This is a genomic window from Sphingomonas sp. LR59 (assembly GCF_036855945.1).
Classification (GTDB): Bacteria; Pseudomonadota; Alphaproteobacteria; order Sphingomonadales; family Sphingomonadaceae; genus Sphingomonas.
On sequence record NZ_JASPFL010000001.1, the window covers coordinates 726,526 to 741,691 of the forward strand.

16 protein-coding genes and 1 pseudogene are annotated in these 15,166 nt (G+C 63.2%); 9 read left to right on the top strand and 8 right to left on the bottom strand.

Features of this window, described 5'->3' with window-relative positions; translation table 11 throughout:
• Positions 1-25 precede the first annotated feature (25 nt).
• Positions 26-295 carry an HU family DNA-binding protein gene (locus tag QP164_RS03425; RefSeq protein WP_332756700.1) on the bottom strand — a complete coding sequence of 90 codons (270 nt, stop codon included), beginning with the start codon at positions 293-295 and terminating at the stop codon, positions 26-28.
• A gap of 41 nt (positions 296-336) precedes the next feature.
• Between QP164_RS03425 and QP164_RS03430 the strand changes: the two genes are divergently transcribed.
• The gene (locus QP164_RS03430; protein ID WP_332756701.1) at positions 337-513 is read left to right on the top strand and encodes a hypothetical protein; all 177 of its coding nucleotides are present in this window, start codon (positions 337-339) and stop codon (positions 511-513) included.
• Here QP164_RS03430 and QP164_RS03435 read toward each other — a convergent pair.
• A complete protein-coding gene (locus tag QP164_RS03435) occupies positions 510-956 on the bottom strand; it encodes a hypothetical protein (RefSeq protein WP_332756702.1) in 447 nt (148 codons plus the stop codon). The genes QP164_RS03430 and QP164_RS03435 overlap by 4 nt on opposite strands.
• 194 nt (positions 957-1,150) lie before the next feature.
• Between QP164_RS03435 and QP164_RS03440 the strand changes: the two genes are divergently transcribed.
• The 5 genes and pseudogenes from QP164_RS03440 (at position 1,151) to QP164_RS03460 (ending at position 7,605) form a co-directional block, all read left to right on the top strand.
• On the top strand, positions 1,151-1,912 hold the full coding sequence (locus QP164_RS03440; RefSeq protein WP_332756703.1) for an ImuA family protein: 762 nt from the start codon (positions 1,151-1,153) through the stop codon (positions 1,910-1,912).
• Positions 1,827-3,617, top strand: coding sequence for a Y-family DNA polymerase (locus tag QP164_RS03445; protein ID WP_333922134.1), 1,791 nt, complete (start codon positions 1,827-1,829; stop codon positions 3,615-3,617). The genes QP164_RS03440 and QP164_RS03445 overlap by 86 nt, the downstream gene beginning before the upstream one ends.
• A pseudogene (locus QP164_RS03450) lies at positions 3,614-6,875 on the top strand (error-prone DNA polymerase). The gene QP164_RS03445 and the pseudogene QP164_RS03450 overlap by 4 nt, the downstream one beginning before the upstream one ends.
• A 44-nt stretch (positions 6,876-6,919) precedes the next feature.
• Entirely contained in the window at positions 6,920-7,162 is a 243-nt protein-coding gene (locus QP164_RS03455) for a hypothetical protein (protein ID WP_333922135.1), read from the top strand.
• 68 nt (positions 7,163-7,230) lie between these two features.
• Positions 7,231-7,605 (top strand): hypothetical protein, encoded by a 375-nt coding sequence (locus QP164_RS03460; RefSeq protein WP_332756707.1) that lies wholly within the window; start codon positions 7,231-7,233, stop codon positions 7,603-7,605.
• Between the two features lie 33 nt (positions 7,606-7,638).
• On the opposite strand, the gene QP164_RS03465 is transcribed toward QP164_RS03460, so the two are convergent.
• The 5 genes from QP164_RS03465 to QP164_RS03485 all read right to left on the bottom strand — a co-directional run bounded on the left by QP164_RS03465 (position 7,639) and on the right by QP164_RS03485 (position 11,091).
• The gene (locus QP164_RS03465; RefSeq protein ID WP_333922136.1) at positions 7,639-8,448 is read right to left on the bottom strand and encodes a SirB1 family protein; all 810 of its coding nucleotides are present in this window, start codon (positions 8,446-8,448) and stop codon (positions 7,639-7,641) included.
• 92 nt (positions 8,449-8,540) lie between these two features.
• A complete protein-coding gene (locus QP164_RS03470) occupies positions 8,541-9,080 on the bottom strand; it encodes a hypothetical protein (protein WP_333922137.1) in 540 nt (179 codons plus the stop codon).
• 491 nt (positions 9,081-9,571) lie between these two features.
• Positions 9,572-10,210 carry a recombinase zinc beta ribbon domain-containing protein gene (locus QP164_RS03475; RefSeq protein ID WP_333922138.1) on the bottom strand — a complete coding sequence of 213 codons (639 nt, stop codon included), beginning with the start codon at positions 10,208-10,210 and terminating at the stop codon, positions 9,572-9,574.
• Positions 10,126-10,941 carry a recombinase family protein gene (locus tag QP164_RS03480; RefSeq protein WP_333922139.1) on the bottom strand — a complete coding sequence of 272 codons (816 nt, stop codon included), beginning with the start codon at positions 10,939-10,941 and terminating at the stop codon, positions 10,126-10,128. The genes QP164_RS03475 and QP164_RS03480 overlap by 85 nt, the downstream gene beginning before the upstream one ends.
• A gap of 3 nt (positions 10,942-10,944) precedes the next feature.
• Positions 10,945-11,091, bottom strand: coding sequence for a hypothetical protein (locus QP164_RS03485; RefSeq protein WP_333922140.1), 147 nt, complete (start codon positions 11,089-11,091; stop codon positions 10,945-10,947).
• Positions 11,092-11,264: 173 nt separating this feature from the next.
• On the opposite strand from QP164_RS03485, the gene QP164_RS19725 reads away from it, so the two are divergent.
• The 3 genes from QP164_RS19725 (at position 11,265) to QP164_RS19735 (ending at position 12,202) form a co-directional block, all read left to right on the top strand.
• Positions 11,265-11,495, top strand: coding sequence for a helix-turn-helix domain-containing protein (locus tag QP164_RS19725; RefSeq protein ID WP_443027415.1), 231 nt, complete (start codon positions 11,265-11,267; stop codon positions 11,493-11,495).
• The gene (locus QP164_RS19730) at positions 11,422-11,868 is read left to right on the top strand and encodes a helix-turn-helix domain-containing protein (protein WP_443027416.1); all 447 of its coding nucleotides are present in this window, start codon (positions 11,422-11,424) and stop codon (positions 11,866-11,868) included. The genes QP164_RS19725 and QP164_RS19730 overlap by 74 nt, the downstream gene beginning before the upstream one ends.
• 121 nt (positions 11,869-11,989) lie before the next feature.
• Positions 11,990-12,202: a CHC2 zinc finger domain-containing protein gene (locus QP164_RS19735; RefSeq protein ID WP_443027469.1), complete on the top strand. Its 213-nt coding sequence runs from the start codon at positions 11,990-11,992 to the stop codon at positions 12,200-12,202.
• Positions 12,203-12,939: 737 nt separating this feature from the next.
• Here the strand turns inward: QP164_RS19735 and QP164_RS03490 are convergent.
• Positions 12,940-15,117: a glycosyltransferase family 4 protein gene (locus tag QP164_RS03490; protein ID WP_333922141.1), complete on the bottom strand. Its 2,178-nt coding sequence runs from the start codon at positions 15,115-15,117 to the stop codon at positions 12,940-12,942.
• Between the last annotated feature and the right edge of the window lie 49 nt (positions 15,118-15,166).

Genomic DNA, 15,166 nt, shown 5'->3' on the forward strand with positions numbered 1-15,166 from the left:
AGATGATCCCGTCGGCGCGCGCGGCTTACATCTTGTCTTTCAGCCCCTTGGCGGCCGTGAACGCAACCTTCTTGGAAGCGGCGATCGTGATCGCCTCGCCGGTACCGGGGTTGCGGCCTTCGCGCTCCGGACGATCCTTGACGGTGAACTTGCCAAACCCTGGAATCGAAACCTCCTCACCCTTCACGGCTGCGGCCGCGATCTGGTCGAATACGGCGGTGATCGCCCTCTTCGCATCGGCTTCGTTCGAACCGGTCGCCTCAGCGACGCCCTTGGCCAGGTCACTTACGTTCATGCTATTCGTTCTCCAATGGAAAGACCGGCGGGACCTTAGCCATGGCGAACGACGAGACAAAGACCGGACTGGATGACGCGAGCGTTACGGCGTTTCGCCTCACGCTGGACAACCTCGCGGATCATGACGTCGCCGAAATCTTTGAGGCGGCCGCAGGGCGGGGGCCGATCGCAGATTTGGCGCCCAAGGCAATGCGTGCCCGAAACATCGATCTCTAACGGCCAGCGATGCGCTCGCGCGTGACGCGAGGATCCTCGTAGAGATCGCGGATCGCACGAAGCCGAAAGACATTCCACCAGCGCTGCCAGCGATGCTCGGCTGCATCGTGGATCATATGGCAGCGCTGACATAGCGCCTTGAGGTTCGAAGAGGCGCTGTTGCCCGGATCGTGATCGAGGTGCGCGCAGGCCAGGACGACATAGGTCACCCGGACCGACGCCAGGACGAACCCGGCTTTCATCGAAATACGCTTGCCCCGGTCCGACCGCCAGCACCGGACATCGGCATCCCACCAGCGTCCGTCGCCGAGATGGACCACACGGCGCAGATGGGGCCTGCTGCATCCTTCGCACCGAGCACCCGCGCGATCGAACCGGACCGTCTGCGACAGCTGCCGCCAGTCGATCGGGTAGAGCCAGCGGTTCTCGGGGCGGATCGGCATGACGATTCTATGAGTCAGCCGCGTTCAGAACGAAAGCGAATTCGTTCCGTCCTGTTTACGTTTCGTTGCGCAACCGTTCCGTACGGCGGTGAGCCGTGGTCAAGAGCAAAGAGTCTGAACTGCGGGACATAAACCCAGTTGACCAACGCCATCCGGTAACGGAACATAAAGGGAACATGTAGAGTCTAGAAATCATGATCACCGCCCTCGAGTCCCTCCCGACAACCATCGCCCACCTGCGGACAATCGCAACGCCGGTGGTGGATCACCGCATCATGCCGTTCGGTATCCCTGTGCTCGACGATCGCCTCGCAAGCAGGGGCCTTCGCGCCGGCGCGTTGCATGAGGTCGCCGCGCAAAGCTGTTCGATGGTCGACGATGCCGCAGCAACGCTGTTCCTGACAGGCATCGCCGCGCGCGAGGCGGCGCATACAGGCGGACCGGTGCTGTGGGTAAGCTGTCGCAACGATCTCTATGCACCCGGCCTTGAGCAGGCAGGGCTGGCGCCTGCCGACTTAATCCATGCGCAACCCCGTGACGATGCGGCCTTACTGGCCGTTGTCGAGGACGCGGTGCGCGATGGAACGCCGTCGGCGGTGATCGCCGAGGTAAGCCGGATGTCGATGGTGGCGACCCGGCGCCTGCAACTGGTCGCGGCCGACGCCGACATTCCCGTTCTCATCCTGCGACGCAGACGTAACCGCGACCAGGATCCGCTTGCCGAACCGTCTGCGGCCTGGACGCGCTGGCGCATCGCCAGTGCGTCGTCCGAACGGCTGGGTGTCGCGGGTGTCGGCCGATCGCGGTGGCAGGTCGAGGTCGCACGGCAGCGTGGCGGTGAAGCATTTTCGATGATTTTGGAGGGCTGCGATGAGACGGGTTGTCTCGCTGTTCCTGCCGCACTTGGCCATCGAGCGGCTGAGACGGCTGGACCGGCACGCTACGCGGCCGCCTGAGCGGCCCGCCCTTCAGCTTCCCGTCGACGACGATCCCGGTGCGTGTTCGGTACCGCGGGGCGGCGGGTGGCGGCCGGGTGCGCGGTGGGCGCGCGCTGATATGCCGACCAGGCATGACGTGGAAGGTCAGATCGCAGCGCTGCCCGCGCATGCCAAGCCGCCCATGCGTGAACTCGGCCGACGATCGGAGGCGGCGAACCATCCGTTTCACGGACCAGCGCAAGCCGACAGTCACGACAGGGTCGCGGCGACCGTTGCCGCGTTTCACAGGGCGCCGCTCGCGCTGGTGGGCAAGGTCGGCCGGCGCGAAGAGGTGGTGGCCGCGTGCGAAGGCGCTGCGGCGTTGGGGATCACGATCGGCATGGCCGCGACCCATGCGCACGCGCTGGTGTCCGATCTCGACATCCGTCCCGCCGAGACCGAGGCGGATGCAGCGTTGCTGGATCAACTCGCGCTACGCGCGGTGCGCCGCTGGTCGCCGATCGCCGCGGCCACGCCACCCGATGGACTGTGGCTTGACCTGACCGGCTGCGCGCATCTTCATGGCGGCGAAGAGCGGTTCTGTCGGCGTCTGCGTGCCTTTTGTCAGCGCGCTGGGTTCACGGCACGTGTGGCAGTCGCAGACACACCGGGTGCAGCCCACGCCGTGGCCCGGTTCGGGTCTGCCGACATCGCGATCGTGCCCACAGGGCGGACAGTCGAAGCGCTCAGCGGTCTGCCGGTCGCTGCCCTACGCCTTGCCGGCACGGCCATCACTGCGGCCCGCAAGTTCGGCTTCGAACGCGTCGCCGATCTCCTGCCTGTCGCACGCGGGCCCTTGGCGCGCCGGCTCGGCTTGGCTGCGATCACGCGACTCGATCAGGCCCTCGGCGCCGTCGCCGAACCCATCACGCCGCGCACCGACGAGGTCGTGCCGATCGTCGAGCGCCGATTGCTCGAACCGATCGTCACCGCAGACGCGATCGCGCAGGTCATGGAGGATCTCCTCGACGACATGGCCGAGCTGCTGCGTGCGAAGGGGCTCGGCGTCCGGTCGCTGCGGCTCGGTGGCTTACGCGTCGATGGCACCGAGCAGGTCGTCGCCGTCGGCACCTCACGCCCAACACGCGAGGTCTCGCACCTGTTGCGGCTTATGAAGCTCAGGATCGAGCGGATCGATCCAGGTCTGGGTCTCGAGCAATTCTATCTGGCGGCGCCGCATACCGAGCCGCTTGACGCGGTCGATCTTGGTGCGGTTCTCGCCGGTGAGGTTCTCGTGCGCGATCCGGCCCGTCTCGTCGACGTCGTTGCCGGTCGCATCGGCGCCGACGCGGTGTTCCGGATCGCCCCTGTTGAAAGTCACGTGCCCGAGCGTGCCGTCATGCGCGCCGATCCGGTGGTGGCGCCCGCGGGATGGCCGAAATGGCGGCGACCGACGCGTCTGCTGGCCAGACCCGAACCGCTGTGGGGCGTCATAGCGTTGATGCCCGATCAGCCGCCCCGGCGGTTCGAGTGGCGCGGTCGGCCGCACAAGGTCGTCGCCGGCGACGGCCCCGAGCGGATCCACGGTGAGTGGTGGCGCCGTGACGCGGAAGTGTGGGCGGTCCGCGACTATTACCGGGTCGAGGATGACGCGGGCGGTCGCTACTGGGTGTTCCGGCGTGGCGACGGATTCGTCGAGGATACCGGCGATCTCAGCTGGTGGATGCACGGCGTGTTCGCATGACAGACTATGTCGAACTCCAGGTCCTCACGCACTTTTCACTGCTGCGCGGCGCATCGAGCCCCGAGGAGCTGTTCGCGGCCGCGGCGTTGCTCGGCTATCCGTCGATCGGGGTCAGCGACATCGGCACCGTCGCAGGCGTGGTGCGCGCATGGGAAGCGCAGAAGGCGACAGGCGTTCGCTCGATCGCCGGCACGCGCGTCAATCTGTCCTGCGGCCGACAGTTGCTGCTCTACCCGACCAACCGCCCCGCCTGGTCGCGCCTGACGCGGTTGCTGACCGTCGGCAAGAAGCGGGCAGGGAAGGGCGGGTGTCTCCTCCACTGGCATGACCTCGAACCCTGGTCGGAGGGCATGATCGCCATCCTGCTGCCGGTTGAGCCGGACGAGGATAATCTGGCCGCGCTCGCTGACCTGAAGACGGTCTATGGCCGTCGCGGGTATATGGCGCTGTTCCAACGGCGCAGGCCGGACGATGCCGTGCGGATCGATGCGCTGGCGCGGCAGGCGGGCGGCGCCGGCGTTCGTGCAGTGGTGACGGGCGATGTCCTCTACCACGCGCCGGAAGAGCGGCTGCTGCAGGACGTCGTGACGGCCGTGCGCGCGAAATGCACCGTCGACGAACTCGGCTACCGGCGCGAGGTCAATGCCGACCGAGCGCTCAAATCCCCCGAGGAGATGGTCCGGCGGTTCAAGGCGTATCCCGATGCGCTGCGTGCCAGCACCGACATCGCGCGTCTGTGCACCTTCGATCTGGGTGAACTGGCCTATCAATACCCGCATGAGCGGCTGATCGACGGGCTGACCGCGCAGGAGGCCCTGCAGAAGCTGGCGGAAGACGCCGTCGGCGTGATGTTCAACGGCGCGGTGCCGGCTGCCTATGCCGAGCAGATCGCCCACGAGATGCGGCTGATTGGCGAGCTTGGCTATGCGCCGTATTTCCTGACCGTCTACGCGATCGTCCGCGAAGCCCGCCGGCGCGGTATCCTCTGCCAGGGCCGGGGCTCCGCTGCGAACTCCTGCGTTTGCTTCGTGCTTGGCGTCACCTCGATCGACCCGATCAAGCATGAGTTGCTGTTCGAGCGGTTCGTAAGTGGCGAGCGCCGCGAGCCGCCCGATATCGACGTCGACTTCGAGCATGAGCGTCGCGAAGAGATCATCCAGTGGATCTATGAAACCTATGGCCGCAACCACTCGGCATTGACTGCGGTCGTCACTCGCTACCGGGCGCGCGGCGCGGTGCGCGACGTCGGCAAGGCGCTTGGCCTGCCCGAGGACCTGACCTCGTCATTGGCCGGCCAGGTATGGGGCTGGTCGGCCGAAGGCGTCGGCGAAAAGCAGGTCAACGAATTGAACCTCGACATCGGCGATCGTCGCCTGCGCCTCACGCTCGAGCTAGCCCGCAAGCTCATCGGCGTGCCGCGCCATATGTCTCAGCATCCAGGCGGCTTCGTTCTCACCCATGACCGTCTCGACGATCTCGTCCCGATCGAACCCGCCGCGATGGAAGACCGCCAGATCATCGAGTGGGACAAGGATGACATCGATGCGCTGAAGTTCATGAAGGTCGACGTGCTGGGTCTCGGCATGCTCGGCTGCATGAATCGCGCCTTCAACATGCTCGAGGTGGACAAGGGGCTTCGGGTCGGTTTGGCCGATCTGCAGGACGATGATCCCGACGTCTATGCGATGATCTCGAAGGCCGACACGCTCGGCACCTTCCAGATCGAAAGCCGCGCGCAGATGAGCATGCTGCCGCGCATGAAACCGCGGCGCTTCTATGATCTCGTGATCCAGGTCGCGATCGTACGACCGGGACCGATCCAGGGCGACATGGTTCACCCGTATCTGCGTAGGCGTGAAGGGCTGGAGAAGCCGGAATACCCGCGGCCCGAATTGCGCGCGGTGCTGGAAAAGACGCTCGGCGTGCCGCTGTTCCAGGAGCAGGCGATGAAGGTCGCGATCGTCGGCGCGGGGTTCACGCCGGCCGAAGCCGACCAGCTCCGCCGTGCCATGGCGACGTTCAAGTTCACAGGGGGCGTGTCGCACTTCAGCGAAAAGCTCATCGGGGGCATGGTCGAGCGCGGCTACCCGCGTGAGTTCGCCGAACGCACCTTCCGTCAGCTCGAGGGCTTCGGGTCTTACGGCTTTCCCGAGAGCCACGCGGCCTCATTCGCCAAGATTTCCTACGCATCGTCGTGGATGAAGCATCATCACCCGGACGTGTTCTGCGCGAGCCTGATGAACGCGCAGCCGATGGGGTTCTATGCACCCGCCCAGATCGTTCGCGACGCGCGCGAGCATGGCGTCGTGGTTCGCCCCCTTGCGTCAACGCAAGCCGTTGGGACTGCACGCTGGAGCCGTATGGCGGGCGGTACCTCGCCGTACGGCTGGGACTCCGGCAGATCCGCGGTCTGTCCAATGCGGACGGCGCCAAGATCGTCGGCGCGCGCGAGCTGACCGCGTTCGAAAGCGTGGAAGATGTATGGCGACGATCGGGCGTCCAGCGCGCGGCGATCGAGAAGCTCGCCGACGGCGACGCCTTTCATAGCTTCGGTGCCAATCGTCGGCAGGGCCTGTGGAAGGTGAGGGGCTCGGCGAAGCGCCGCTGCCGCTGTTTGCCGCGGCCGACCGCGCGGACCAGGCCGTCAGCGCGGAAGGGATCGAGCCCGATGTCGAACTGCGCCCACTGACCGATGGTCGTGAGGTTATCGAGGACTACCGGGCGCTGCAGCTCTCGCTGCGCGCACATCCGCTGACTTTTGTGCGCGACGAGCTGGCGCGCCGTGGGGTGACCAAGTGTGCGGACCTGGCGACCATTCGCGACGGACGCCATGTCGAGGTCGCCGGCATCATCCTTGTTCGCCAGAAGCCCGGGTCTGCCAAGGGCGTGCTATTCATCACGATCGAAGACGAGACCGGGATCGCCAACGGCATGCTGTGGCCCGATCGGTTCGAGCGGCAGCGCCGCACTGTGATGTCCGCGTCGATGATCGGCATGAAGGGCAGGGTGCAGAAGGAGGGCGAGGTCATCCACGTCATCTGCGATCGGATTATCGACCACGGCGATCTGATGCACCGGGTCGGCGAGATGTCGTTCCCGCACCGGACCGGCCGCGGTGACGGCGCGAAGCATGCCGGTTCCCCCGACCGCGGTGACAAGGGTTGGAGCCCGAACCCTCGCAATTCCTACTGGCCGCCCCATGCGGACGGCATGGATCCGGAAGCTGTCGTGAAATTCAAATCTCACGACTTCCATTGATGGCCAAGCTTGTCCGTCATCAACGCGTTGTCATCGCACTATCGGTGCATATCTTGCGGGGCGGCGTTGCGCGCTGCTCGGACGCTCGCGTCGATGTCGTCGAGATCCGGTTGGCGCTGCGCTGCCTGCTCCCGCACTGCCCGGAACGCTGGCCCCTCGAGCTCTACTGGGATGCCGCCCGGCAGGAGAACGAGATCGGCAGGGCACAGGGTGTGACCGCGGCGTTCAACGGGATCGTCCGCCAGCTGCGCCGCGCCGGCTGTTATGAAGAGGTGTCTGAGCCGTGAGTATGCGATTACCGCGAGCAGCGATTGCTCGCGTTCCCGACGGCACGCGGATCGTCAGCGTCGAACGCATGTCGCGGGCTTTCACCAAATATCATCTGGATGACGGACGCGCGCTGCACCGGTTCAAGATGGAAGAGCCGCATGCGACCCCGCATGATCACCCCTGGAGCTTCGACACCGAGATCGTTGATGGCGGCTATGTCGAAGAGGTGTTCCACCTGGATCCAAACGGCGGTTGGCACAGCGAACTGGTTCACCGACCCCCTGGCGAAACCTACCACGTCGACGCTACGCACATTCACCGCATCGCCGAGCTGCCGACGGGCGAATGTTGGACCCTCGTTCGTGCAGGTCCCCACACGCGGGAAACCCGGTTCTGGCGGTTCGGAGACATCGTTCAGTCCCGGGCCTGGCATGAGCGACGGTGGATGCGCTTCGGATAAGGCGTTACGGCGAGAGCCAGTCCACTGCGACGTTCAAGACGGCGTTGGCCGGGGAAGGGCATCGAGCGCTGCGGATACCTGCAGGCGCAGATCGTCATCCCGGGTAATTTCCAGCATCGCACTGAGGCTGCTGCGGGCGCCGGCCACATCGCTTGCGACCAACTGAAGCCTGGCGCGCTCCCACCACCCATGGGCGTGCGTAGGCGCCACGATCGTCATGCGGTCGTACAGGACCAGCGCGCGCGCGGGATCCCCGGCCTGCTCGGCACGGGTTGCCTGGTTGAGCAGCAATCGAACGAGCGCCGATCGGTTCGACAGGGGAAGTATCCCGTCGGAAAACCGGGCCTGGCCTGTCATCTGCTCCAACAAGGCTTCCACCTGTGCAGGGGCAACGATACGACCATCGTTGAAGGGATCGATGATCAGCGCATCCGATGCGTCGCCAAGGCGCACCAGGACGTGGCCGGGGGTATTGAGCGGCATCGCCGACCATCCGAGACGCCGTGCCATCGCCACATAGATGATTGAGAGACTGATCGGCAGGCCGAGCCGTCGATCGACGACGGCGATCAAATCCGCATTCTGCGGATCGTCGTAGTGCACCCGGTCGCCAGAGAACCCAAACTCTTCGACCATCACGCTGCTCAGGGCCTGAGCCTGCGCGACGCTACTCACTGCGTCGCCGTCAGCGGCGCGGAGGGCTATTTCTATGTCCGTGAGCTCGTCGAGATATTCATCGAGATCGATACCGGGGTGATCGAGCGCTGCGAGTTCGAGGGCGGCCAGATCGAGTTCGATCTCCCCGTCTTCCATGAGGCCGAGATGCAGAATGCTATTGGTCATGAGCCGTTAGATGGGAGGCTGCTTCGATCGTTTCCATGGCAACGCCAGGATACGGCGCGCCTCATCCAACCAGTTTACGATACGGGAGGTGGTTAATTGCCAACGCCCAAATCGTAGGCCTGCTTTGCCACAAGAGCCCGCAATCTTTCATGTTGCTCATGCGCTATTGGATCGATGCGATAACGGCCGTTTCCTTCCCAATGGTCTACCGGTACGCTATGTTCATCACAAAAATCCTCCCCTCCGGGTGGAGGATTGAACCAGCCGAAGCCCATCGATGAATCGTTGTCAGCAATGCAATAGCAATCGAACGCTAGTTCAGGAAATAGTATGGCAAGATAATTAAATACCGGAACGGGGAAACGATTGCCGGTATCGAACGCGAAATAGTAGGTTCCGAGGATTTGTTTTATAGAATCGCGAAAAGTCCAAGTTTGGAACCCCGCACATCTTGCGATTTTTCCGAAAAGCTCAAGGCTTTCCGCTCGAGCGATCGGAAGGATGGCATCAAAGGCCAGGAGCGTCTCGTCGCCATCGTCGTCAGGTACGTCGATGAACAACTCCTTGAAGCGATCAATTTCAGCCTGTCGACCGTAAAGCGTAACGCTATTCCACATCTCGTCGCAGATCATTATGAATCCTTTTAATGCATTGCGTGACGGCAATCGCTGATGCCTTTTTGGCAACGGCCGAACGCCTTCTCGAGGGTCAGTGCCACTATTAAAAGTGAGTGTGATGGGTAACTAAAAGTTTCATCTATGGAGCTGCGCGGCGCCGGAAATCTTTCTAAACTTGGTTTGATGCAACCTCACAGCGAGCGGTGCGTAAATTAAAACGAGTTCTGCAGCGGTAAAATCCTGTCCCCGCAACCACCGCTATAGAACTACGATTGCCGCCCCTCGGGGCGGCGTTGTCGTTTGTAGCGAAGGCCATCAAGTCGGATACCCTCGCCACCACCTCCGCCTCCGGGCCGCCCGGCTCGTTGGGAAATATCGTCACGCTCTCGATGAGCGTCGACATCACTGCCGCAGCTCGGTCCGGATCGCTTCGTCGTCGAGCGACTTGCGGAGTGCCGCAACCTTACTGCGGAAGCGGTCCATAAGTACCGGGTGGGGCAGGGAGACTACGATCGGTTTCCCGGTAATTGTGCCACTCTTTGTGCCGCCAGCCGCTCCTTTTCCGCCTCTCGCTCCGCGATCATCGCCCGGAGCACCGGACTGGCAATGCCGGCGAGCAGGTTCTGGTACAGATTGTCGAGTTCAGTAGTGACCTGCTTGAGGCGGTGTTGAGCTGCGTGCTCCATGCCCGCGTCCTGGCGGCCCAATCGCTGCATCTCGTGCTCGAATTCTTCTATAAATAGGCGCACATGGTTCTCGGTCAGCAGATGCTCCTGCAGAACCGCCAGCGTCGCGGCCTCCAGAGGTTCCTTGCGCACGGAAACGCGATTACCGCACGTGACTCGCTCCTTCTGACCAGCGCAGCGGTAATAATCCTTCCCGCTGATCGTATAGTTTGCCCCGCAGCAACCGCAGCGGATTAGCCCCGACAGGAGATGCTTTGCGCGCTTGCTGCCGACCGTCGACGATGTCGTTGCCGGCCGCTTGCGTCGTTCGATTTCATCGCGCGCGGCCTCGAACAAAGTATCGTCGATGATCCGCAGGTCAGGGACCGCAATTTCTACCCACTCAGACTGGTCGCGGAGCCGATAGCGGCGTTCGCGTTTTTCGCTGTCGGGGTTCCTGCGCCACTCCCGGCGCCCCATGCTAGGCGTCCTACATAAAGCGGGCTGTTGAGGATGCCGACAAGTTTGGCGGGATCGCCGCGGATCGTCGAGGCGTTCCACTCCCCACCGCGGGGGCCTAGCACGCCCTTGTGGTTTAGCCGGGGAGCAATCTGAATAGCGGATACCCCCGCGGCGAACCATGAGAAGATGCGGCCCACCACCTCAGCCTGCGCTTCGTCAATTTTGAGCGGCCCGGGTTGAACCTCTCCGTTCGCGTCGAGCCGGACCATCCGCTTGTAGCCATAAGCACGCCCTCCGGCGAACCGTCCCGCAAGGACGGCGGCCTCCATTCCGCGTAGCGTCTTCTCGACGAGATTCTTCAGGAAGATCGATCCGAGTAGCCCTGCCACTGCGAACTTGATCTCGTCAACATGGCCTTCGCTAACCGTGTGGAGCGGGACGCGGTGATAGGCGAGCTTCTTACCCAGCCAAGCCACGTCTTCTGCATCACGCGCTAGCCGGTCGAGCGGCTCGCAGACAATGATGTCGATTTCACCAGCTTCTGCTGCGCGCAGCAACAGCTGCAATCCTGGACGATTGCGGCGATAACCTGACAACTGAGGATCAAGCTGGGTTGCCACGACGTTTCCGCCCAGAAAGCTGACTATCGGTGCGCAGGCCGCAACCTGATCAGCGCTTGATGACGCGGTTTGCATGATAGTCGAGTGACGGCCATAGAGCGCGATGCGGCGGGGTAGGGGAGGCAGCATGACTTATTCTTTCATAACTTCGAGGTGCCGGGAATCCTGCGCTTCCCGATGAGCCTCTCTTGCTGCCTGATGCGCGAGCAGCCGGACGAGATCGGCAAGCGCCTCCTGCGCCTTCTCGTCTTCCACCCACTCGATTTGCACAGCGACCATGCTGACGTTTTGGGATGGTCGGTATCCAGGGTGCGTCAACGATACAAAATCGGTAAATGCCCTAGATGACTTGCGAACGTCCGCGCCCCCGCATGCGTCTGCCTGCAGGCTTCTGTCGGCTTCGTGCCGATTTGGGTGAGATCATACGGAGCTATCGACGAGGCGAGGCGGGAATGGGCGAGCCGATTGCGCCGAAGGTTTTTGCGGTGCAGGTCGGGATCAGTCGGGTTGCGGTTTCACGGATCGAAAACGGAAAAGCGTGGCCCCGTTCCGAGACGCTTAAGCGAATGATGGCGATCTTTGAATTGGACTGGGCACAAGTGGCGGAGGTTGGACCGAACGCGGGGCCTCATCCCCGGATGCCCGACACCAACCAAAAATGGTCAGCAAGTTCATCTTTGTGATCCTCTGCGATGGGGACGCCGACGGCTTGGTTCGACGCTCGCCGAGCTCGCTCGCCGTAGCGGCGTCTCCGCATCGCAGTTGTCCCGGATCGAGCGCGGTGAGGTTACCGCTCCGCGGTGTTCATCTGGCAGCCGGAAGACGGAAACATCGTTTGTGAAGATCGGAGGATTGTGTTCGGCCACCCGCTCCTCGCTGCGGTCGCGGGGGGCAAATTGCGCCGCGCCTCATTCTGATCTTGGCGCCGATCGTTCATGCAATCTCTGCACCGTGCGTTCGAGCGGGGCGGGGTCATCGCTGATGCCGACACCGACCCAATCCGCGTTTCTTGGTTGCTCCGGCTCGACGATCGTTGTGATGAACCAACCGAAATGATGGTCCAGCATACAGATCGGCGGTCTGGACGAGGCAGGCGAATATGGAGAACAATACGTTCTCATTGCGCGACGGATCAACGCGCGATGCGGTGGTCGGGCTGATTAGCCAGACCGTCTAGCTGCAACCATTCGTCGATGGAGATGACCGGCTCCGTGGCACCTGTCCGTGGCATCTCGATGTAACCCGCAGCCTCCACGCGGCTGACACGGCATGGCAATGCTTTGCCTGCCGCGCTGGTGGTGATGCCGTCGATTGGAACATGAGGCGGGACGCAGTGGACAAAAGGCAAGCGGAGAAAAGATTACACGAATTTCGCCGTTCAAAGCAATGAAGTCGGTCGTGGCGGCACATCGTCCAAGAGTATCAACGCACACGGGGCCTTGTCTGATCGATCGGGCGTGCGGATATTAATTGTGTGGCGGATCGCCGTGACGAAACACGACCGTCCGCATTCAAAATTGGTGGATTGCAGCCCGGCCGCTTTCGGAAGGCGATGATCGTAAGCAGACGTTCGTTCAGGCTTTGGGGCATGGGCCCAACAGGCTGCTGTTAGTAGAAAGCCCCCGTCCGCTGTTAGACTTTAATCCAGCGTTCAAAGACAAATAGACGTTTGTTTACGCGTCGTTTGGTCCCTTGAACGCTCGTCCCACTGGGTTGCGAATCGGTCGCTTTGGAGTGGGGTAAGCGAGAGAAGGCTTGCGCTTGCAAGGCAGCCGAAGCCGCTCGAGTAATACTTATTACGAAAAAGGAATTGAAAGCTGCTTCGAAAGGTGGCGCGCTACTGGAATTACGATCTGCCGTCCTCAGAACATCGCAGGTGTCGATGCGACCCATCTCGACGTTCAAGTTCAAAATCCAGCTTAAGTGAAAATTAGCAAAATATAGGAATTACCTCTTAATCTGAGACATAAGAAGTTGTGCTGAGTTACTCAGCGTCGACTTAGATAATATTGTATATTTGAAATACTTTCGAGATAGCTGGCGGCAGTCTGCTACACAAGACTCGAATTTTTCTGAAAAACCTAAACATGCTGAAGGTCTGCCTTGAAGATACGAGCGTACTTTAGTTCAGGCACTCTCTGGATTTACTAAAAGTGGCCGAGTCCGAATGACGTCTGCGAGTGCGGCATGTGGGATACGGTTGCTTACGATCGGCGAGCAGGCGAGGAGGCCGTTGGGACAGTAGCGGTCGTCGTCCCAGCCGGGGTGGTCGAGGATCGGGTAGAGGCACACGCCCTCGACCGGCACGCCGAGCGACTGGGCGATCTTCACCTCGCGCAGGATCATGCGGAGCCAGGCGGGGCGGGCGCCGCCTTCGATGCCGGTTTCGGCGATGAAGATCGGGCGGCCATAGCGCGCGTAGGCGTCGGCGAGGATCGCGTGAAGCGGGCGGCTGAGGGGGTGGTCGTAGGCTAGCGGTGGGCCGCCGTGGATCCACTGGTTGTTGTGGTAGAAATTGACGCCGACGATATCGAGCAGTGGCGCGCGGCCGCCGATCTGCGGCCACGCCTTTCCGGCGATCATGTCCCAGGCTTGGTATTGCGCGAGGCGGTGGCCTTCGGCGGCGGGGGCATCGTTCGGGCGGGCAGGGTCGGTAATGACGTTGATGACCGGGTCGGCGTGTACAAAGCGCGCGGTAGGGTCGACCGCGAGGATCGCTTCCATTGCGGCGATCGATGCGCGGGCGAGTTGGACCTTCAATTCGTAGCCACGGCCTTGGGCGAACGGGTTGAGATAGGCTGCGTCACCGCCGCCCCAAGCGAAGAACGAGATCTCGTTGACGGGGGCGTAGAAGCGCGTCTCGTCGGGTGCGGCCGGGCCGATATGGCGAGACGCGGCGGCGGCGAAAGCCGCAAAGCGCGTGACGAAGGCGGGCGTCCAGATGTCGATATCGTCAGGCAAGCCATAATGAAGCAGGTCCCAGATGGCTTCGGTGCCGATCGTCTTGGCGGCTTCCAGCTGGCGATCGAGGCTGGACCAGTCGTAGATGCCGGGTTCGCGCTCGATCAGATGCCAGCGCAGGCCGTCGCGGACGGTCAGGATGCCGAGCTTGGCGAGTTCATTGTAGTCATGGGCGGCGAGGGTGTCGTGATGGCTGGCGGCGATGACGTCGACGCGCTTGCGGTCGTGCGCGCGGCGGTGCGTGGAGGATTCGAAGCCGCCTTGCAGGAAGCTGCGGAAAAGTCCGGTCGGACGAGGTAAAGGTGACCGGTCGGAGCGGACTTCGGCGAACAGTGTTTCCCAGCGGGGGACGACGGCGGCGACGGCGTACTCGCTGTCGACCTTCGCGCGGAGGGCGGTGCCGAGGCGGGTCCGGAGTGTTGGGTCTTCGAGCAGTTTGGTGATCGCGGCGGCAACGGAGGGCGGGTCTTCGTGGGGGACGAACAGGCCGCTCACCCCGTCGACGATCTGTTGTTCCGAGCCGTTGTCGCGCGTTGCTATGACGGGGAGGCGTGCGGCGCCGGCTTCGGCGATGACGTGCGGCATGCCTTCGCCGCGCGAGAGCCAGACGAACATGTCGAGTGCGGCGAGCAGGTCGGGCACGTCGTCGCGATCGCCGAGGAAGGTCAGGGCGGTGTCGAGGCCGAGTGCGTGCGCGCGGTTGCGGAGGGCGGCGGCGTATTCGGGGATGAAGGCGTCCGGTCCGCCGATCACTACGAAGCGGGCGCGGGGGTGGTTGGCGTGGACGAGCGCGGCGGCTTCGATGAAGTCCTCGACGCGCTTCTTTGGGTCGAGACGGCCTAGCCAGCCGATCAGCGGTACGTCTTCGGCGATCCCTAGCGTCGCACGGACCGGCGCGCGGCGGGCGCGGTCGAAGGCGCGCGTGTCGACCATCGATGGGATCTCGATCGCGTGGTGTTCGCGGCCGGGCATGCGGCTCGCGGCCGCGTCGCGGATCGAGGCGCAGACGCCGACATAGCGCGCGGTGAAATGCTTGGGGCCGGCGAGCGCTTCGGAGACGAGGCCGCCATGCTCGATCAGCGGCGGGCGGAGGTGCATGCGTTCGAGCGCGGGATAGATGTCCGCGACGTTCTGGCACGAGACGACGACGTCGTACGCAGGCAGCTTGCTCGCGAGGTAGGCGACGGTCTCGTCGAAGCCGAGCGCGTAGGGTGTGCGATCTACGGGCACGCCGATCGCTTCCAACTGCGCGTGCGTCTGCTCGGGCATGCCGTCTTTTCGGAAGCACGCGACGACCTCGATCCGGTAGCGCGTCGGGTCGAGCGCCTGGGCGAGCAAGCGCACCTCCGTTTCCTCGCCGCCGACGACGAGCCAGGCGAAGACGAACAGGATG